Source organism: Cryobacterium sp. Y50 (assembly GCF_002929805.1).
Taxonomy (GTDB): domain Bacteria; phylum Actinomycetota; class Actinomycetes; order Actinomycetales; family Microbacteriaceae; genus Cryobacterium.
This window is the reverse complement of sequence record NZ_PJJM01000105.1, coordinates 112,052-130,111: the sequence shown is the minus strand read 5'-3', so window position 1 is coordinate 130,111 and position 18,060 is coordinate 112,052. Positions and strand designations below refer to the sequence as shown.

General features: G+C 64.3%; 18 protein-coding genes. 12 read left to right on the top strand and 6 right to left on the bottom strand.

Annotated elements, in window-relative coordinates; genetic code table 11:
• Positions 1-104: 104 nt before the first annotated feature.
• Positions 105-272 carry a hypothetical protein gene (locus CXY73_RS22155; protein WP_158254173.1) on the bottom strand — a complete coding sequence of 56 codons (168 nt, stop codon included), beginning with the start codon at positions 270-272 and terminating at the stop codon, positions 105-107.
• The gene (locus CXY73_RS23690; RefSeq protein ID WP_369831271.1) at positions 269-433 is read right to left on the bottom strand and encodes a nucleotidyltransferase family protein; all 165 of its coding nucleotides are present in this window, start codon (positions 431-433) and stop codon (positions 269-271) included. Before CXY73_RS23690 ends, CXY73_RS22155 begins: the two co-directional genes overlap by 4 nt.
• Positions 434-579: 146 nt before the next feature.
• On the opposite strand from CXY73_RS23690, the gene CXY73_RS20640 reads away from it, so the two are divergent.
• From CXY73_RS20640 to CXY73_RS20600, 10 genes are all read left to right on the top strand, one after another.
• A complete protein-coding gene (locus tag CXY73_RS20640) occupies positions 580-1,338 on the top strand; it encodes a Fic family protein (protein WP_104136029.1) in 759 nt (252 codons plus the stop codon).
• A 161-nt stretch (positions 1,339-1,499) separates the two neighbouring features.
• Positions 1,500-1,634 carry a hypothetical protein gene (locus CXY73_RS23290; protein ID WP_255411408.1) on the top strand — a complete coding sequence of 45 codons (135 nt, stop codon included), beginning with the start codon at positions 1,500-1,502 and terminating at the stop codon, positions 1,632-1,634.
• A gap of 215 nt (positions 1,635-1,849) precedes the next feature.
• Positions 1,850-3,250: a DUF6421 family protein gene (locus CXY73_RS20635; RefSeq protein WP_104135955.1), complete on the top strand. Its 1,401-nt coding sequence runs from the start codon at positions 1,850-1,852 to the stop codon at positions 3,248-3,250.
• Positions 3,250-3,909 carry an SDR family NAD(P)-dependent oxidoreductase gene (locus tag CXY73_RS20630; RefSeq protein WP_104135956.1) on the top strand — a complete coding sequence of 220 codons (660 nt, stop codon included), beginning with the start codon at positions 3,250-3,252 and terminating at the stop codon, positions 3,907-3,909. Before CXY73_RS20635 ends, CXY73_RS20630 begins: the two co-directional genes overlap by 1 nt.
• Positions 3,910-4,063: 154 nt before the next feature.
• Positions 4,064-5,383 carry a sensor histidine kinase gene (locus tag CXY73_RS20625; RefSeq protein ID WP_104178756.1) on the top strand — a complete coding sequence of 440 codons (1,320 nt, stop codon included), beginning with the start codon at positions 4,064-4,066 and terminating at the stop codon, positions 5,381-5,383.
• Positions 5,380-6,075 (top strand): response regulator transcription factor, encoded by a 696-nt coding sequence (locus CXY73_RS20620; protein WP_104135958.1) that lies wholly within the window; start codon positions 5,380-5,382, stop codon positions 6,073-6,075. The genes CXY73_RS20625 and CXY73_RS20620 overlap by 4 nt, the downstream gene beginning before the upstream one ends.
• Positions 6,076-6,173: 98 nt before the next feature.
• The gene (locus CXY73_RS20615) at positions 6,174-7,058 is read left to right on the top strand and encodes an ABC transporter ATP-binding protein (RefSeq protein WP_104135959.1); all 885 of its coding nucleotides are present in this window, start codon (positions 6,174-6,176) and stop codon (positions 7,056-7,058) included.
• Positions 7,055-8,167 carry an ABC transporter permease gene (locus CXY73_RS20610; protein WP_104135960.1) on the top strand — a complete coding sequence of 371 codons (1,113 nt, stop codon included), beginning with the start codon at positions 7,055-7,057 and terminating at the stop codon, positions 8,165-8,167. Before CXY73_RS20615 ends, CXY73_RS20610 begins: the two co-directional genes overlap by 4 nt.
• A 31-nt stretch (positions 8,168-8,198) precedes the next feature.
• Positions 8,199-9,281, top strand: coding sequence for a low specificity L-threonine aldolase (locus CXY73_RS20605; protein ID WP_104135961.1), 1,083 nt, complete (start codon positions 8,199-8,201; stop codon positions 9,279-9,281).
• Positions 9,278-10,963, top strand: a complete 1,686-nt coding sequence (locus CXY73_RS20600) for a long-chain-fatty-acid--CoA ligase (protein ID WP_104178755.1) — start codon at positions 9,278-9,280, stop codon at positions 10,961-10,963. The genes CXY73_RS20605 and CXY73_RS20600 overlap by 4 nt, the downstream gene beginning before the upstream one ends.
• Positions 10,964-10,972: 9 nt before the next feature.
• Here the strand turns inward: CXY73_RS20600 and CXY73_RS20595 are convergent, their stop codons facing one another.
• The 4 genes from CXY73_RS20595 to CXY73_RS20580 all read right to left on the bottom strand — a co-directional run bounded on the left by CXY73_RS20595 (position 10,973) and on the right by CXY73_RS20580 (position 15,631).
• The gene (locus CXY73_RS20595; RefSeq protein ID WP_104178754.1) at positions 10,973-11,635 is read right to left on the bottom strand and encodes a hypothetical protein; all 663 of its coding nucleotides are present in this window, start codon (positions 11,633-11,635) and stop codon (positions 10,973-10,975) included.
• 185 nt (positions 11,636-11,820) lie between these two features.
• Positions 11,821-12,318, bottom strand: coding sequence for a hypothetical protein (locus CXY73_RS20590; protein ID WP_104135964.1), 498 nt, complete (start codon positions 12,316-12,318; stop codon positions 11,821-11,823).
• 22 nt (positions 12,319-12,340) lie between these two features.
• Positions 12,341-13,390 carry a zinc-dependent alcohol dehydrogenase family protein gene (locus CXY73_RS20585; protein WP_104178753.1) on the bottom strand — a complete coding sequence of 350 codons (1,050 nt, stop codon included), beginning with the start codon at positions 13,388-13,390 and terminating at the stop codon, positions 12,341-12,343.
• A gap of 60 nt (positions 13,391-13,450) precedes the next feature.
• A complete protein-coding gene (locus tag CXY73_RS20580) occupies positions 13,451-15,631 on the bottom strand; it encodes an ATP-dependent Clp protease ATP-binding subunit (RefSeq protein WP_104178752.1) in 2,181 nt (726 codons plus the stop codon).
• A 270-nt stretch (positions 15,632-15,901) separates the two neighbouring features.
• On the opposite strand from CXY73_RS20580, the gene hisC reads away from it, so the two are divergent.
• Both hisC and CXY73_RS20570 read left to right on the top strand, forming a co-directional pair.
• Positions 15,902-16,969, top strand: a complete 1,068-nt coding sequence (hisC, locus tag CXY73_RS20575) for a histidinol-phosphate transaminase (RefSeq protein ID WP_199185441.1) — start codon at positions 15,902-15,904, stop codon at positions 16,967-16,969.
• A 67-nt stretch (positions 16,970-17,036) separates the two neighbouring features.
• Positions 17,037-18,032: an ABC transporter substrate-binding protein gene (locus CXY73_RS20570; protein WP_104178750.1), complete on the top strand. Its 996-nt coding sequence runs from the start codon at positions 17,037-17,039 to the stop codon at positions 18,030-18,032.
• Positions 18,033-18,060: the final 28 nt, after the last annotated feature.

The following is an 18,060-nucleotide window of genomic DNA, read 5'->3' as shown; positions in this document are numbered from 1 at the left end:
TCGCGGCGATATATGCCCACGTCGTCACCATATGCCGATACCTGCATGGCTTGCGTTGGCGGCGGTCGACCTGCTTCAATCCGCGGCGGGGAGTAGAAAATCGCTCAGACCGGATACCCCGCCCACGACGTAATACCCGTCATCAGCGTCGGTCCCACCCATGAGCACGCCCCGCGCGGCGCGGTAGGCGGCGCGCTGCTCGAGAGTGGTCGGTTGAGTACGTCAATATGATCGAGTGCGTCCCGCACGAGCTCGACATCGGACCTGCTCACAGTGGCACGGCCTCTTTCATTACTCGTTCAGGGAGGTGTTCGCGAAGGCCACTGGCCGGCACTACGTCAACTTTGGTTCCGAGCAGGTCGCCCAGCTCGCGTTCCAATCGAGCCAGCGCGAGCAGTCCCGTTCTTGGCGCAATGTCGGCCAGCAGGTCGATATCGGACTCCGAGGTATCGATGCCGCGGGCAGCACTCCCGAAGACGCGGAGGTTCGTAGCCCCGCGAGCGGCGGCCAGAGCGATTATCTTGCTGCGATGCTGCCATCGCTTTGGCCGACGGCTTAGACCTCGAAGCCGTTCTCACCATGCACCGTGCGCTGTTGGAGAAGTCGAATCCCCTGATTGTCGGACGCTGGCGGAATGAGCAAGTGTGGATCGGCGGTGGTTCATTTTCTCCGCACAACGCCTCGTTCATTCCCCCGCACCAAGACCGAGTCCCCGAATTCATGGATGACGTAATGAAGTTCGTACGTCGCAGCGATCTCCCTGTGATCGCGCAGGTCGCGATAGCGCATGCTCAGTTCGAAACCATCCATCCCTTCCCCGACGGCAACGATCGCACCGGGCGCGCCTTGGTGCAGGGGATGCTCCGCGCAGGCGGCGTCACCAAAAACGTGACGGTCCCAGTCTCCGCCGGTCTCCTCGGCGACACCAAGGGCTACTTCGATGCACTCACTGCTTATCGCAATGGGGATGTGCGTCCGATTATCGAGACGATGACGGAAGCCGCGTTCGCTGCCGTCACAAACGGTCGCAGGCTGGAGAAGGAAATCACGTCGATCACCGCCGGATGGGACGCAACGGTACAAGCGCGCAGCGACTCCTCTGTGCATGGTCTAAAAATTTTGCTGCTGCGGCAGCCGATCGTAACCATCGCGATAGTCTGCCGCGAGCTCGGAGTCAGTGAACCAGCCGCAGACACCTCCATCAAAAAGCTCGTCGATGCCGGCATCCTGTCTCAGTCGACAGCAGGCCGACGCAATCGCCACTGGCAGGCGACAGAACTACTGAACGCGCTGGACGATTTCGGTGCCCGCGCACGTCGTCAACGCTGGGGAAACTGAGGGCTCTCAGATTTCGCATTACGTATCGCGCGCGGAACTCACGCCTCCCCTCTGGCTTGCTCCGCGCGATAGAACGAGACCTCGAAGGGGTTCTGGGGAAGGGGTGACTCCGGTGAGCTACACAGTAGAAGTCACACGCGAGGGAGGCCGAAACTCGGGCGATGGTCACCGACACGTCCGAACGCGCCGTCGAACTGGCCGACGCAGGTTATTCGGTTCGCGATATCGGACACCTCCTCGGCATCACAAAGGGCCGCGTTTCCCAAATCGTCCCCGGCAGGCGCATCAGAGCCTGATTATGCACGCTCCACTCCGGTGCACGGTCACGTCGGTATGAAGTGCGCGCACGCGAGCGGAACGTCGATTCTCCGCGTCCAAACCCGGCACGAGCGACGATTTGTTGCGAAAAATCGCAAGAAAACGCCGCACCGTGCCCGATATTCTGAAGGAGCATTCTTTTCGGTGCGCACGCCCGCCGCGACCGCGGCACTCACGAGAACTGGAGGTTCCCATGTCGATATCTGTTGAAAAAACACACGTAGCTAACGCTCTGGTCGGAGAGCCCGAGGTTCTCGAAGACGGCCTCGCGCAGCATCCGTCCTGGCTTGACCTCAAGGTCGCGGCGACCTCGCTGCAGGGCCTGCAGTCGCAGGACGGCTCGATTGCCGACGCCTCGCGGCATGCGGATGCCGCGGCATCCGTTTCGCGCATCACCGCCGCGGTTACCGACCTGGCGCCACGGTTCACGCACGATGCCACCTACCTTGACGCTCTGATCGTGGACTTTGACCGCTGGGCCTCCGACGGATTCGGAGTGCCCGACTTCTACGATTCCCTGATGGCTTTTCAGCCGCAGCAGCATCGCGTCAACGGGCTGCGCCACCTCGTGGTGTTCCCGATGTACACGCAGAATGGCAGCGCCAATCGCCTGGTCGAGGCCGTGCTGATCGAGGTCATCTGGCCCGAATTCATCGGCGAACTGGAGGCGGGCTACACGAACAAGCTGTTCGTACCGATTCGTTTTCTCGACTTCACGCCGGGTTACGACACCAATTCGGCCGTGCTCTTTCCCGAGACGGTCGCGATGCGCGAGATTCCGACGTTTACCTGGGGAGCGATTTTCGCCGACCGCGAAGCCGCCCGCTTCCGCCGCGTCGTGCGCGCTGCCGCCGAGATCACGCGGCTTGAGCTACCGAAGGATGCGGCGCTGTTGCTCGACGACCAGCACCTCACCGAAGAGACCTTCGTGATGTGGGACCTCATCCATGACCGCACGCACATGCGCGGCGACCTGCCGTTCGACCCGTTCATGATCAAGCAGCGCATGCCGTTCTTCCTCTATTCACTCGAAGAGCTGCGCTGCGACCTGACCGCTTTTCGCGAATCGGTCACAATCGAGCGCAGTGAACTGGCGAGCCCGGACGCGCGTCAACACGCGAAACTGGTGCAGTATGCAGTCATCTTCGACCGCATCTTTCGGTTCGCGATCACCGGCAACCGGGTGCGCAACTATGACGGCCTCGGCGGTCAGCTGTTGTTCGCCTGGATGCACCAGCACGGTGTGCTGCACTGGACCGACACCCGCCTCACCTTCGATTGGGACGCCGTTCCCGAGGTGGTCATTGCACTCGGAGCGCAGATCGACGAGCTGTACTGGGCGTCAATCGACCGACCGAAGAAGGCGCACTGGCTCGCGGCCTACGAGATGATCTCGAAGACCCTCACGCCCAATCCGGCTTCGACCTGGGCCCGCGGGCTGCCGCTCGAGGTGCTCGCCGGTTCTCCCAAGGGCTACACCGACCAGGTTCTCGACGACGAATTTCCGCTGTCGATGTTCTTCGAAGCGCTCGAAAAGAAGATGCGCACGGTCATCGACTCGACGGCCGGCATCACCGGCAGCGCGGTGGACTGATGGGCGCCAGCCGCGCCGTCGCTGGTCGTACCGTGCTGATCGCCGGTGCGACCAGCACGGCCGGCCTGGCCGTTGCGTCGTTACTCGCGGATTCCGGTGCGCGCGTCGTCGCCGTCGGCTCCAATCTCGAACGTCTCCAGTCCGTGCTCGGGGTCGCGCCCGATGCCGCGCTCTATGAGTGTGACCTCACTGACTTTGCTGCGGTGACCGCGCTGGCCGGCGCGACCGGCCCGATCGACGGCTTGATTCACCTGGTAGGCGGCTGGCGCGGCGGCGGAGGCCTCGCCGGCCAGACCGACGAGGACTGGGACTTTCTGCACTCGCACGTGGTCACCACGCTGCGCAACACGACTCGGGCCTTCAACGCCGACTTGCTGGCCTCGTCGGCCGGGCGGCTCGCCATCGTGTCGAGCGTGTCGGTAGACCGGCCGACCGCTGGCGGCGCGAATTATGCGGCCGCGAAGTCCGCGGCCGAAACGTGGGTGCGCGCGGTCGGAGCGGGATTTGCAAAAGCCGGCGACACCGCCGCGGCTGCAATCTTCGTCGTACGTTCGCTCGACGGGCTCGAAACCGAGCTGGCTACCCGGGTGACGGGGCTGTGGGGCAAGGCGGCGGCATCCGTCAATAACAGTCGGCTCGTACTGGCGCCAGAGACTTGAAAAACCTGAGGCCTAGAAACTGCTCGCGCTGCTAGTTTGCCGAACGCGCCAACCGCAAGCACTCCCCTGCAGCTTTTGGCGGCGGCCTCGCGACGATCGGTGCGGATGCTCCTGCCCGGCCGCTCAAGTCGGCAGCCCACGCTAGCGTGGAGTCATGAGCACCACAGACTCCCACCTCAACGCCGAGTGGCAGAGGCCCACCCCCAGCGGGCCTAGCCTGCGCAAAGATCTGTGGGTCACGCTGGTTCTGGCCGCCGCGACCGCCCTGAGCGTGTCGCTCACTCGCAGCGCTGGCGTCTTCACCGAAGCGCCGGTCTGGCAAGTAGCACTGTGGGTCGCGCTCATCACCCTGCCCCTCGCGCTGCGCCGTCGGTGGCCCGAGATTGTGGCCGTCACCGTCTCCGTGGTCTTCGCCGCCGGTGCCATGCTCGAAGCCAGCGACATGCTCTTCTCCAACATCTGCCTCTATCTGGCCATCTATGCGGTCGGAGCATGGAGCCGCCACCGCGTTGCGGCCAAGTGGGTGCGGGTCACCATCGTTGCCGGCATGTTCATCTGGCTATTCGCCCAGCTCATCGTGCAGGCCAACCAGCTCACCATGATGCCCGATCTCTCCCGCGAGGGGTTCTTCTCCCCCTATGCGGCGTTCGGAGTATTGCAGGTCTTGATCAACCTGGTCTATTTCGGTGCGGCCTGGTATTTCGGCGAATCCGCATGGAAATCCGCCCGCAACAGCACCGCCCTGAAGGACAGCACCGCCGCGCTCACCGTCGAGCGCGAGCGCACGGCAGCCCAGGCCATCACGCTGGAACGGGTACGCATCGCCCGCGAGTTGCACGACGTCGTCGCCCACCATGTGTCGGTAATGGGCGTGCAGGCTGGCGCAGCCCGGCGCATCCTCTCGAGTGCCCCCGGGCAGGCGGCCGACGCGCTCACCATAATCGAACAGAGCGCACGCAGCGCGGTAGACGAGTTGCACACCATGCTCGGAGCCCTGCGTGGCCACGATGCCCCAGGATCGGAACCCACTAACCAGAGCAGCAGCACCCGCGGCATCGCTCAGCTCGGCGAACTCGCCGACGAGAGCCGTACCGCCGGCGTTCCCGTACGCCTGTCAATCGTGGGCGAGGAACGCCCGATTCCTGCCACGATCGGCCTGAGCATCTACCGCATCGCCCAGGAAGCCCTGACCAACACCCGCAAACACGCCGGCCCCGGCGTCAGCACGGACCTACGCCTGCGCTACGAAACGGATGCCATCGAGCTCGAGATCACCGACGACGGAGTCGGCCCCCGGCGACAATTCGGCGCGGCAGTTGCCAGCGGCGCGAGCGCCGAAACCACCGGGCTGGGCCAGCGTGGCATGCGCGAACGGGTCGCTGCGGTTGGCGGCGAACTGCACCTCGACAGTCGACCACGCGGCGGCTACCTCGTGCGCGCACGGTTCCCGCTCATGAAGCGAGAGACCGTATGAGCGAGCCGGCCGGCATTCGCGTGCTGCTCGTGGACGACCAGGCGCTCGTGCGCGCGGGGTTTCGTGTCATTCTGCAGTCCGAGCCGGGTATTCACGTCGTGGGCGAGGCCTCCGATGGCGCCGCCGCGCTCGTCCTGGCTCGAACGCTTCAGCCCGACGTCATCTGCATGGACGTACAGATGCCCGGCGTCGGCGGCCTCACTGCCACCGGGTCGATCGTCGACGACCGCTCGATCCACGCCGCAGTGCTCATGCTCACGACCTTCGACCGCGAGGACTACCTGTTTGCAGCGCTGCAACACGGCGCGAGCGGATTCATCCTGAAGAATTCCACGCCCGAAGCGCTGATCGAGGCCGTGCAGGTGCTCGCGCGCGGCGATGCCCTGCTGGCCCCCGACGTCACCCGACGCGTCATTGAGCGGTGTGTGAACCTGACCGGGGCGTCCGTTTTGGCGGCTGCCTCGCCCAAGGCACTGCATGAGCTGACCGAACGCGAGTGCGAGGTGTTTGCGCTGCTCGCCCAAGGGCTGGCTAACGCTGAAATTGCCGCGCAGCTCTTTCTCGGTGAGGCCACAGTGAAATCGCACGTCTCGAAGGTGCTGATGAAGCTGGGGCTGCGCGACCGCATCCAAGCCGTGGTCTACGCCTACGAGCACCGCGTCATTGTGCCCGGCGGCGCCCTCGAAGCGTAGCTCCACCGCCAGGCGGAGACTGGCTTCATCCGCCAGGCGGATGTGGCAGACCGCTACCCCGCGCTACCGTGAAGACAGGCACAACGAAAGGGCGGGGAATGCTCGACATCAGGGGAGTCACCAAGAGCTATGGCACGAGAAAGGTGCTCTCCGACGTGAGTTTCACCGTCGGGGACGGCCGTATGACCGGCTTTGTCGGCGCGAATGGCGCCGGTAAGACCACAACTATGCGCATCATTCTCGGCGTGCTATCGCCGAACGCGGGCATCGTTCTCATCGACGGCGTACCGGTCACCCCGAACGATCGCCGTCGGTTTGGCTACATGCCAGAGGAACGGGGCCTTTACCCCAAGATGAAGGTCGCCGAGCAGCTTGTCTACCTGGCCCGCCTGCACGGGCTGACACCGGCATCCGCTCGCCGCAACACCGACGATCTACTTGAGCGTCTCGGTCTAACCGAACGCGCCCGTGACACCGTCGAGTCGCTCTCGCTCGGCAACCAGCAGCGAGCCCAGATCGCCGCAGCTCTCGTGCACGACCCCGAGTTTCTCGTGCTCGATGAGCCATTCTCCGGCCTCGACCCACTCGCGGTGGAGGTGGTGATGAGCGTGCTCGCCGGCTACGCCGCTCAGGGCGCGCCCGTGCTGTTCTCCTCGCACCAGCTTGACATCGTTGAACGGCTCTGCGACGACCTCGTCATCATCGCCGACGGCGAGATTCGCGCGAACGGCTCCCGCGAGGCCCTGCGCGAGCAGCACAGCAGCCCGCGCTATGAAATTCGCACTGCTGGCGACACCGGCTGGATCCGCTCACAGCCCGGCATCACCGTGATCGACTTCGACGGCGATTTCGCCGTCTTTGAAGCCGAAACGGATGCCGCCAGCCAGGCTGTTCTGCACCGTGCGATCACGATCGGCGCGGTGCACACCTTCAGCCAGCAGAGGCCCAGTCTCGCCACCATCTTCAAGGAGGTCATCGCATGAGCAACCCCACCCGCCCGGTACACACCGCGCCCACCTTCGCCCAGAGCGTCTGGCTGGTCTCCAACCGCGAGATTGCGGCGCGATTGCGCAGCAAATCGTTCCTGATCGCGACCGGCATTTTGCTGCTCATTTCGATGGGCTCTGTCATCGTCGGCAGCATCATGAGCCAGAATACGAGCCTGACCAGGGTCGCCGTGGTCGGCACCGCGATCAGCGTCGTCGAGCAGACGCAAGCCTTCGACATCGTGGAAGCTTCCAGCGTCGAAGGCGCCGAGGCCCTCGTACGCGATGGCAGCGTCGATGCGGCCGTTGTGCCGTCGACGAATACCGATTCCCCGCTCGGTATCACCGTGATCACGCTCGACTCGGCGCCCAACGATGTTCACGGCACGCTCACCGTGAGCCCCGACGTGAAAATTCTCGAACCGGCCGAACAGGATGGTTTTCTCGCCTACCTCGTGGCCATCGGCTTCGGTATCATCTTTCTCATGTCGGCCACTACCTTCGGCGCCACCATCGCCCAGAGCGTCGTGGAAGAGAAGCAGACCCGTATCGTCGAGATTCTCATGTCGACCATCTCGGTGCGCGCCCTGCTCGCCGGCAAGGTTCTCGGCAACAGCCTGATGGCGTTCGCGCAGATCGTGTCCATCGGCCTGCTGGTCTCGATCGGTCTGGCGGTCACCGGGCAACGCGTGCTGCTGGCCGATGTGGGACCGGCGATTGTCTGGTTCGCCGTTTTCTTCGCCTTCGGGTTCGTGTTGCTCGCCGCCCTTTACGCGGCGACGGCGTCGATGGTGTCCCGGCAGGAAGACGTGGGATCGGCAACCTCGCCGGTGTTGTTCCTCGTGATGATCCCCTATTTCATGGTGGTTTTCTTCAACGACAACCCGCTCGTGCTGGCGATCATGTCGTACGTGCCGTTCTCGGCGCCGGTCGGAATGCCGGTGCGCATCTTCCTGAGCCAGGCCGAATGGTGGGAGCCGGTGTTGTCCCTGATCGTGCTCGCCCTGTCGACGATCGTGGTGATTCTCATCGGGTCACGCATCTACTCCAACGCGCTGCTGCGCATGGGTGCCCGCGTCTCCCTGCGCGAGGCACTGCACCGGTAGCGGCATCCGCTTCGTGCAGACGGCCAGCCGAATGCGAGAAGATGGAGGGGTGACCCAACTCCATGATCTGACATCCCGCGGTTTCGCTTCCGACAATTACTCCGGCATTCATCCGGAAATTCTGGAGGCGATAATCCAGGCCAATGGCGCCCATCAAGTTGCCTACGGCGAAGACGTTTACACGGCTAGGCTGCAGGAAGTCTTCGTCGAACAGTTCGGCGACGGCGTCGAAGCGTTCCCGGTGTTCAATGGCACCGGCGCCAACGTCACCGGGCTGCAGTCGATGCTGCCGCGTTGGGGCGCCGTGGTCTGCTCGGCCACCGCCCACATTCACAACGATGAGGGCGGCGCTCCGGAGCACGTCGGTGGCTTCAAGCTGCTGCCGGTTGTCACCCCCGACGGCAAGCTCACCCCCGAACTGATCGACCAAGAGGCCTGGGGTTGGGGCGATGAGCACCGCGCCCAGCCGCTCGTCGTGGCCATCACTCAAACCACGGAGCTTGGCACTGCGTACACCGTGGACGAGGTGCGCGCGATCGCCGATCACGCCCACTCCAAGGGAATGACGCTGCACATGGACGGCGCCCGCATTTCTAACGCCGCGGCGAGCCTGGGAGTGCCGCTCCGCGCCTTCACCCGCGATGCCGGCGTCGACGTGCTCAGCTTCGGCGGCACCAAGAACGGCATGATGCTCGGTGAGTGCATCGTGGTACTGAACCCGGCAGCATCCACCGGTCTGAAATTTCTGCGCAAGTCAAACATGCAGCTCTCCAGCAAGATGCGTTTTGTGTCGGCGCAGCTGATCGCGCTACTCGACGGCGACCTGTGGTTGCGAAACGCCAGCCACGCCAATGCGATGGCCGCCCGGCTGCGCGGCGCGCTTGAAACCGAACTCGCCCAGGGCACGATCACCGGCCTGACCTTTAGCCAGGCAACCCAGGCCAACGCAATCTTCGCCACTCTGCCCGACGGTGTCGCCGACCGCCTGCGCGATTCCTTTCGCTTTTACGATTGGGACGCCGCCAGGAACGAGGTGCGCTGGATGTGCGGCTTCGACACGACCGAGGACGATATCGACCAGTTCATCGTCGCCATCACCCGAGAACTGTCATGACCTTCAAGGATCAGCCGTGGCTCGCCTCCTACGCTCCCGGCGTTCCCGACACCATCGATGAGACTGCCGAAACCCTTACCGACATGATCGAGGCCTCGGTCGAGCGGTTCGCGCTTAACATCGCGTTGGATTTCTTCGGTGCCACGACCACCTTTGAGGAGCTCGGCGAGCAAATCTCCCGAGCTGCCAATGGTCTGCGCAAACTCGGCGTGAGCCCGGGCGACCGGGTGGCCCTCGTACTGCCGAACTGCCCGCAGCACGTCGTCGCGTTCTACGCGGTTCTGCGCCTCGGCGCCATCGTGGTCGAGCACAATCCGCTCTACACCGACCGGGAGCTGCGCCACCAATTTGAAGACCACGGCGCGAAGGTCGCGATCGTCTGGGACAAGGTCTACGACGCCGTCCGTGCTTTTCCCAAAGACATGGGCGTAACGGATGTCGTCACCATCGACCTCACCCGCGCCATGCCGTTCTCGAAACGGCTGGCCCTCAAGCTGCCGATCAAGAAGGCCAGGGACGCTCGCGCCTCCCTCACCGCCGGCCCCGGAAAGGGCGCGATCAGCTGGCACTCCATCGTTGGAACGCGCAGGCTGCATGCGTCGCACCAGCGCCCGCTGCTCGGGGACACTGCCGTTTTGCAATACACGAGCGGCACGACCGGCACCCCCAAGGGCGCCATTTTGAGCCACTATAACCTGCGCGCCAACGCCGCGCAGGGCTCCGCCTGGGTGGCGGGCCTACGGCCCGGAGAGGAAACCGTGTACGGCGTGCTGCCCATGTTCCACGCCCATGGCCTCACGCTCTGCCTTACCTTCGCCATGAGCATCGGCGCGCGCCTTGTGCTGTTTCCGAAGTTCGACGAGAAGCTCGTGCTCGACGCAGCCCGGCACGCTCCGCCCACTTTTTTGCCCGCGGTGCCCCCGATCTACGACCGCCTGGTCACGGCCGCAGCGAAGAAGAAGGTGAGTCTGGCGGGCATCCACTTTGCTATTTCTGGTGCCATGAACCTGCCGGTGTCGATCGTGGAACGCTGGGAGAAGGCGACCGGCGGGCTGCTGGTCGAGGGCTACGGCATGACCGAAGCGTCGCCGATCGTGGCCGGCAACCCGATCGGCCCGACCCGACGCCCCGGAACGGTCGGGGTGCCGTTTCCGAGCACCGACATTCGCGTGGTCGACCCGGAGGACCCGACGATCGAGCGCGGCTTCGAGGAGGAGGGCGAGCTGCTCGTCGCCGGTCCCCAGGTATTCTCGGGCTATTGGGACCGCCCGAGCGAGACCGCCCAGGTGCTGCTGCCCGGCGGCTGGCTGCGCACCGGCGATATCGTGCGGGTCTCCGCCGACGGCTTCATCACGGTCGTCGACCGCATGAAGGAACTCATCATCACCGGCGGTTTCAACGTTTCGCCGTCTGAGGTCGAAGGAGCACTGCTCTCGCACCCCGACATCGTCGATGCTGCTGCGGTCGGCCTGCCAAGCGCGAACGGCGGCGAGGACGTTGTGGCCGTGGTCGTGCTGACTCCCGGCGCGGAACTCGATGTGAGCGCGGTGCGCGAATACTGCCGCACCCGGCTCTCCGCCTACAAGGTGCCACGCCGCATCGTCGAGGTCGATGACCTGCCGCGCAGCCTGCTCGGCAAGGTGCTGCGTCGCGAGGTGCGCAACCGACTGCAGGGCAAGTAGGCTGCGCGGCTAACTCGCGGGGCAGTACGAGCGGAGTTGCACGAGAAAGTCCTCGTCGATGGCGGACGCACTGGTTTCCTCGCCACTTTCCTCGCCACTTTCCTCGCCACAGAACACCATGGAGCTCATCAACGGACTCGCACTCGTCGTCAGCAGACCGGAGCCAACCTCCTCACCGGCACAGGTGAGGTCGAAGGGAACGCTGACTTGGCCGGTCTGAAACCCCATGATGTAGACACCGATCTGGGGATCGGACGGTTTCGCAGAATCGAAGAAATCGCTCAGCTCACCCGTAAAAGCACCTACCTGGCCGGTTCGGCCGAATTCGCCCATCAGAAAGTCAAGCCACGGAGGTTCAAAATAGGCCGGGGCAAGAAGTTCATCACTGGTCACAGTGGGCGCATAGTCGAACTCGGTATCAACATGGTCTTGCATTCCGTCCGGTGCTACGTTCAGTGTCCGGTAGCCGAGGGCGCCTAGCTCCGCGTCCTGCAGCGGATGCCAGGTCAGTTGCGCATCTTGCGGACTGCAAGCCACCGGTTGGGGACTCGAAACGGATGCCGTCGACGTCACGTCCGCCGGAAAGTAGGCGCTGCAGCCGGTCATGGACACCACCAACGCGGTCGTTGCCGCCAGCACTCCGAAAGGACGCGCACTGGTGTGCTGCTTCACGGTTCCACCTCGGGTCTTCGTTCTGTTACCTAATGACACCTTAGGTGGAATCATGCGTACCCTAAATTGTTGCACCCCATCTGTCGATTCAGGCCCAGCACGCGGGACTACACACGCACCAGATAAGCGCATTCGACGGCGCCGCCATCGCTGCCGCGTTCAATCTCACGCCGGAGCAGGACGAACTACTTCTCGCGAACGACTAGCCCCTCCGGTTGCGCAGCGCGCGGCCCACGGAGCAGAAACGTCGGGATCGACGATCCGACGATAATCACTGCCGTGAGCCACGCGAGGTGCACCACGAGCGGGTACGGCCAGTACATGGTCACTCCCACACCCGCCAGGGTGATGACCAGAGCCGCCAGAGCCGGCCACCACACTCGCCGCCAGGCGAAGATCAAGGCCGCAGCGGGAATCCAATAGGCGATTTCACTTCCCACGCCCATTGCGCGCACCGAGTCAGCCGGCACCTGCAGAAACGGAACCGCGTCGACCCAGGGGCCAAAGAACATCGCCGCACAGTGGAACACGAGCAGCAGCCCGCTCACGAACGCGAGGGCAGCCGCCGCCCAGCCCACGCGCACGGAACGGCCACGCAGTACCGGGCGACCCAGCACGAGCCGCAGTACTCCGCTGGCTACCACGACGGCCAGCAGGCTTCCCCACAGAATTGGCTGATTCACAGCTGTCGGTCTCCTGCCGGGCTTAGGGGCGGAGGAGAACTTTGATGGCCCGGCGCTCGTCCATCGCGGCGTAGGCCTCGGCTACCTCGGCGAGGGGCAGCTGCACGTCGAAGACGCGGCCGGGGTTGATCTGGCCCGAGAGCACCTCGGGCAGCAGCTCCTCAACATAGCTGCGAACGGATGCCACGCCACCGTTCACGCCCACGTTCGTTCCGAACAGGGTGCGGATGGGCAGCTCGGCGCCGCCGTTGGGCACGCCGACATAGCCGACCATTCCGCCGGGCCGAGCAGAGCGAATGGCCTGGTCCATCGATTCCTGGGTGCCGACGCACTCCAGTACGAAGTCCGCGCCGATCCCGTCGAACAGGGCCTGCACGGCGGCAACACCCGCGTCGCCGCGCGCTTCGATGACATCGGTCGCACCGAATTCGCGGGCGAGAGCCTGACGATCCGCGTGACGGGACATGGCGACGATGCGGCTCGCACCGAGGCGCTTGCTGGCCAGGATGGCGCACAGCCCAACGGCTCCGTCACCGACGACGACCACGGTGCTACCGGGCGTCACGCCGGCCGAGACGGCAGCGTGATGTCCGGTGCCCATGACATCGGCGAGGGTGAGCAGACTCGGCACGAGGTCATCGTTTGGAACGGTCGGTGTGGCAACGAGCGAACCGTCGGCGTGCGGCACGCGAACGCGCTCGCCCTGGGCGCCGTCGGCGAAGCCGCCGAGCTGGTCATCCGCTCCCCACCAGCCGCCGTTAAGGCAGGAGGTGCTCACGCCATTCTGGCAGTTCGCGCAGGTGCCGTCGCAGTCGTAGAACGGGGCAATGACGAACTCGCCGACCTTGATGGTCGACACATCCGGACCGACGGCTTCGACGATACCGACGAATTCGTGGCCGATACGGTGCGGTTTCTTGGTCGGTGTGATTCCGCGGTAGGACCAGAGGTCGGACCCGCAGACGCAGGCCGCGACGACGCGAACAATGGCATCGCCACCGGTCGAGAGTACGGGTTCAGGAACTTCTTCGAGGCGAACATCGCGTTCACCATAAATCACAGTAGCAAGCATTGCTAAACCCTAACCCGCGACTCTGGGTGTCTCCCCCCTCACCTGCATTCGCGTAACGGGCTAGAGCAGGTCCTCCTCGAGGGGAACGTCCAACAGGGCGGGAGCGGATGCGACGGTGAGCGAATCGCCGCCTTCGGCGAGCGCCACGAGCACCGTATCGCCGTCGCGAATCTCGCCGGCGAGCAGCGCCCTGGCCAGGCGGTCGTCGATCTCCCGTTGCATCAGGCGCCGCAACGGACGCGCACCGTAGATTGGATCGTAACCGCGTTCGGCCAGCCAGCGGCGGGCATCCGGTGTCACGGCGAGCTCAAGCCGGCGCTCGGCGAGACGCTTCTGCAAGCGGTCGACGTCGAGTTCAACGATTTCGCCAAGCTCATCGGTGGTGAGCGAGGAGAACACCACGATGTCGTCGAGCCGGTTGACGAACTCAGGTTTAAAGGACTGCCGCACGAGCGACTGCACGGCGTCCTCCTTCTGTTGCACCGAGAGACTCTGGTCGACCAGAAACTGCGAGCCGAGGTTGGAAGTGAGCACGAGGATGGTGTTGCGAAAGTCCACGGTGCGGCCCTGGCCGTCGGTAAGCCGGCCGTCATCGAGCACCTGCAGCAGCACGTCGAACACCTCGGGGTGCGCCTTCTCGACCTCGTCGAACAGAATCACCGAGTAGGGGCGACGCCGCACAGCTTCGGTGAGCTGCCCGCCCTGCTCGTAACCGACGTAGCCGGGAGGCGCTCCGACCAGGCGCGACACCGAGAACTTCTCGCCGTACTCGCTCATGTCGATGCGCACCATGGCTTTTTCGTCGTCGAACAGAAACTCGGCGAGCGCCTTGGCGAGCTCGGTCTTGCCGACGCCGGTCGGGCCTAGAAAGAGGAACGAACCGGTCGGCCGATCGGGGTCGGAGATTCCGGCGCGGGAGCGCCGCACGGCGTCGGCGACCGAGCGCACCGCCCGCTTCTGCCCGATCAGACGGTGGCCGAGCTCATGTTCGAGGTTCAACAGCTTGTCGGTTTCGCCCTGCAGCAGGCGGCCGACCGGAATGCCGGTCCAGGCGGCGACCACTGCGGCGATGTCCTCGCTCGTGACCTGATCGTTGACCATGCGCGGTCCGACAGACTCTTCCTTCTCGGCATCGGCGAGCGCCCGTTCCATCACCGGAATATCGCCGTAGAGCAGCCGGGACGCCTTCTCCAGATTGCCCCCACGCTGAGCTCGATCCGACTCAATGCGCGCGGCGTCAAGGCGCTCGCGCAACTCGCCGACCCGGTTGAGCGAGGCCCGCTCGGCATCCCAGCGCGCCTGGAGCTCCTTCAGGTTTGCCTCGCGCTCCGTCAGATCGCTGCGCAGTTTCACCAAACGCGCTTTGGAGGCGTCGTCCTTCTCTTTCTTCAGTGCGAGTTCTTCCAACTTGAGCCGGTCGACGCTACGCCGTAGCTCGTCGATCTCCACCGGCGAGGAGTCGATCTCCATCCGCAACCGGCTGGCGGCCTCATCGATGAGGTCAATGGCCTTATCGGGCAGCTGACGGGCGGTGATAAACCGATTCGAGAGGGATGCCGCGGCCACGAGGGCCGAATCGGCGATCGTCACTTTGTGGTGGGCTTCGTAGCGTTCCTTGAGCCCGCGCAGAATGGCGACGGTGTCTTCCACCGAGGGTTCGTCGACGAGTACCGGCTGGAAGCGGCGCTCGAGGGCGGCATCCTTTTCAATGAATTCGCGGTACTCGTTGAGAGTCGTGGCGCCGATCAGGCGCAGTTCGCCGCGGGCGAGCATGGGCTTGAGCATATTCGACGCCGCCACGGAGCCCTCACCGCCGCCCGCGCCCATAAGGGTGTGCAGTTCATCGACGAAGGTGATGATCTGGCCGTCAGCGTCATTGATCTCCTTGAGCACGGCCTTGAGCCGCTCCTCAAACTCGCCGCGATACTTGGCGCCCGCCACGAGGGCGGCCAGGTCGAGCGAGACGAGTTGCTTGTCCTTGAGTGAGTCGGCGACGTCGCCGGCGACGATGCGTTGGGCCAGTCCCTCGACCACGGCGGTCTTACCCACGCCGGGTTGGCCGATCAGTACGGGATTGTTCTTGGTGCGCCGGGTGAGCACCTGGCTGATCCGGCGAATTTCGGCGTCACGTCCAATCACCGGGTCGAGCTTTCCGCTGCGGGCGATATCGGTGAGGTTCATGCCATACAGTTCGAGGGCCGACTTGGCGTCTTGCTGCGGGGGTTGCTGACCGGCTTGCATGCGCTATCCCCTCTAAAGTTGAGCCTGACTGGCTCAAGTTTAGTCCCCCCGAGGCCACCAGCCGAAATAGGCCACCGAAGATTCCAAAACTGAACAACTTGTTCGGCAAAGTTCGCTGAGCACCAGTCAGATAGTGCAGTTTGTGACGTCCTGATTAGTCGAATTGTCAAACTTCTGCTACATCACTACGCTTTGAACCAGACCCGTCATTGCCGACGCTTTACTCGCCGAGCATGTCTGGCACCCGGTTACGAGTGAGGTTGAAAGATTATGGTGCAGCAGCGCGAAGCCATCAGCAGGCTGCCCGCCTACAAGCAGGGCGCCGCCGCGGGCGATTCGGGAGCATTCAAACTGTCGTCGAACGAGAACCCGTTCCCGCCGCTCGCCTCGGTGACTGGGGTCCTCGCATCCGCTCTTGGGGAGATCCACCTGTATCCGAGCATGGCTGTGGCCGAGGTCACCGACCGCATCGCCGCCAGATTCGACGTTGATGCCTCGAACGTGGCCTTCGGTGCCGGCTCGGTTGAGGTACTGTCCCAGATCATCCACGCGAGCGCCGGAGCCGGCGACGAGGTCATCTTCGCCTGGCGATCCTTCGAGGCCTACCCGATCCTGGTGCAGGTCGCCGGAGCGACGCCCGTTCCGGTCGCCCTCACGAGCGACGAACGCCACGACCTAAACGCCATGGCCGACGCGATCACCACTCAGACCCGGCTCATTCTGGTCTGCAATCCGAACAACCCGACCGGCGCCTTCGTCACCATCGACGAGTTGCACACGTTCCTGGCGCGGGTGCCCGAGAACGTGCTGGTCGTCGTCGACGAAGCCTACGTGCACTTCAACCGGGACGCCTCCTCCGCTGTTGGCATTGATTTTTTTCACCGCTACCCCAACGTGGCCGTGCTGCACACCTTCTCCAAGGCCTACGGTCTGGCCGGCCTGCGCATCGGCTATGCGATTGCACCGACCGCTGTTGCCGCGAACCTGCGCCGAGTGGCCCTGCCGTTCGGCGTGACCGCGCTCGCCCAGCGCGCCGCCCTCGCTTCCCTCGATGCGGAGGCCGAACTGACCGTGCGCATCGACCAGATTGTCGCCGAACGCACCCGGGTATTGATCGCATTGCGCGCGAGCGGATGGCGCGTCACCGATTCGCAGGGAAATTTCGTCTGGCTGCGCACCGGCGACGACACCGACCGGGTGAACGCCGTGTTCATCACCGAAGGCATCCTGGCCCGGGCTTTCCCCGGCGAGGGACTGCGCGTGACGATCGGCACGGCCGAGCAAAACGACCGATTCCTGGTCGCCGCGGCAGCCGCCCTCGAGCCCGCAACCGTCTAACCCCCGACCGTCCGGCCGCAGATTCCTGCGTGCCGTATCAGCATAAATTCAAAGGAGAATTTCCAGCATGAAACACACCAGATCTTTATCCGGCCTCGCCCTGGTCGCCGCGGGCGCCCTCGCACTCAGCGGATGCGCGGCGAGCGAACCGAAAGCATCCGCTTCAGACGACATGATCACGATCGGCATCAGCCAGATCGTGCAGCACCAGGCGCTCGACGACGCCCGCGAGGGCTTCAAGCAGGCCTTCGTGGACGCCGGCTACGTCGAGGGCACCGACATTGAGTTCGACGAGCAGAACGCGCAGGGCGAGCAGGCCACCGCGAGCACCATCGCTGCTAAGTTTGCCGCCGACAAGGTCGACCTCGTGCTGGCGATCGCCACGCCCACCGCGCAGGCCGCCGCGCAGACGATCATCGACATTCCCGTGCTGTTCACCGCCGTGACCGAGCCCAAAGAAGCCGGACTGGTCGAGAGCTGGGAGAAGCCGGGCAGCAACATCAGTGGCACTAGTGACCTGAACCCGGTCAAGGAACAGCTCGAACTGATCCAGGAGATTCTGCCAGACGCCCAGACGGTCGGCATCATCTATAGCTCGGGCGAGGTCAACTCCGACGTTCAGGTTGAGCTCGCCAAGGAGGCGGCTAAGGACCTGGGCCTGACCATCAAGGAAGCGACCGTCACCAACTCAAGCGAGGTCGCCCAGGCCACCGTATCGCTCGGCGATGTCGACGCCATCTATATTCCCACCGACAACCGTGTCACCGAGGGCCTCGAAGCCGTCATCCAGTACTCCGAGTCGAACCAGATTCCGCTGTTCGGTGCCGAAAACGGGCAGGTCGAGCGTGGCGCCATCGCGACCTACGGCATCAGCTACACCGACCTCGGCTACCAGACCGGCCAGATGGCCATCCGCATCCTCGAAGACGGGGAGAACCCGGGCGACATGCCCGTTGAAACCCTCGACACGATCGAGTTCATCCTCAACCCGGCCGCTGCCGAGCGCATGGGAGTGACCCTCACCGAAGAACTCATCGCCAAGGCCGACCGAATCATCGAATAACAACCGCTCCTCATACCCGAAGGAATAA

Bases quoted from the DNA above. Each gene is read 5' to 3' on its own strand.
- CXY73_RS20610 (WP_104135960.1), top strand. From the start codon at position 7,055: ATGAGCAACCCCACCCGCCCGGTACACACCGCGCCCACCTTCGCCCAG.
- CXY73_RS20605 (WP_104135961.1), top strand. From the start codon at position 8,199: ATGCGAGAAGATGGAGGGGTGACCCAACTCCATGATCTGACATCCCGC.
- CXY73_RS23290 (WP_255411408.1), top strand. From the start codon at position 1,500: ATGGTCACCGACACGTCCGAACGCGCCGTCGAACTGGCCGACGCAGGT.
- CXY73_RS20585 (WP_104178753.1), bottom strand. From the start codon at position 13,390: ATGCTTGCTACTGTGATTTATGGTGAACGCGATGTTCGCCTCGAAGAA.
- CXY73_RS20640 (WP_104136029.1), top strand. From the start codon at position 580: ATGCACCGTGCGCTGTTGGAGAAGTCGAATCCCCTGATTGTCGGACGC.
- CXY73_RS20570 (WP_104178750.1), top strand. From the start codon at position 17,037: ATGAAACACACCAGATCTTTATCCGGCCTCGCCCTGGTCGCCGCGGGC.
- CXY73_RS20620 (WP_104135958.1), top strand. From the start codon at position 5,380: ATGAGCGAGCCGGCCGGCATTCGCGTGCTGCTCGTGGACGACCAGGCG.
- CXY73_RS20615 (WP_104135959.1), top strand. From the start codon at position 6,174: ATGCTCGACATCAGGGGAGTCACCAAGAGCTATGGCACGAGAAAGGTG.
- CXY73_RS20635 (WP_104135955.1), top strand. From the start codon at position 1,850: ATGTCGATATCTGTTGAAAAAACACACGTAGCTAACGCTCTGGTCGGA.
- CXY73_RS20600 (WP_104178755.1), top strand. From the start codon at position 9,278: ATGACCTTCAAGGATCAGCCGTGGCTCGCCTCCTACGCTCCCGGCGTT.
- CXY73_RS20625 (WP_104178756.1), top strand. From the start codon at position 4,064: ATGAGCACCACAGACTCCCACCTCAACGCCGAGTGGCAGAGGCCCACC.
- hisC (WP_199185441.1), top strand. From the start codon at position 15,902: ATGGTGCAGCAGCGCGAAGCCATCAGCAGGCTGCCCGCCTACAAGCAG.
- CXY73_RS20630 (WP_104135956.1), top strand. From the start codon at position 3,250: ATGGGCGCCAGCCGCGCCGTCGCTGGTCGTACCGTGCTGATCGCCGGT.
- CXY73_RS20580 (WP_104178752.1), bottom strand. From the start codon at position 15,631: ATGCAAGCCGGTCAGCAACCCCCGCAGCAAGACGCCAAGTCGGCCCTC.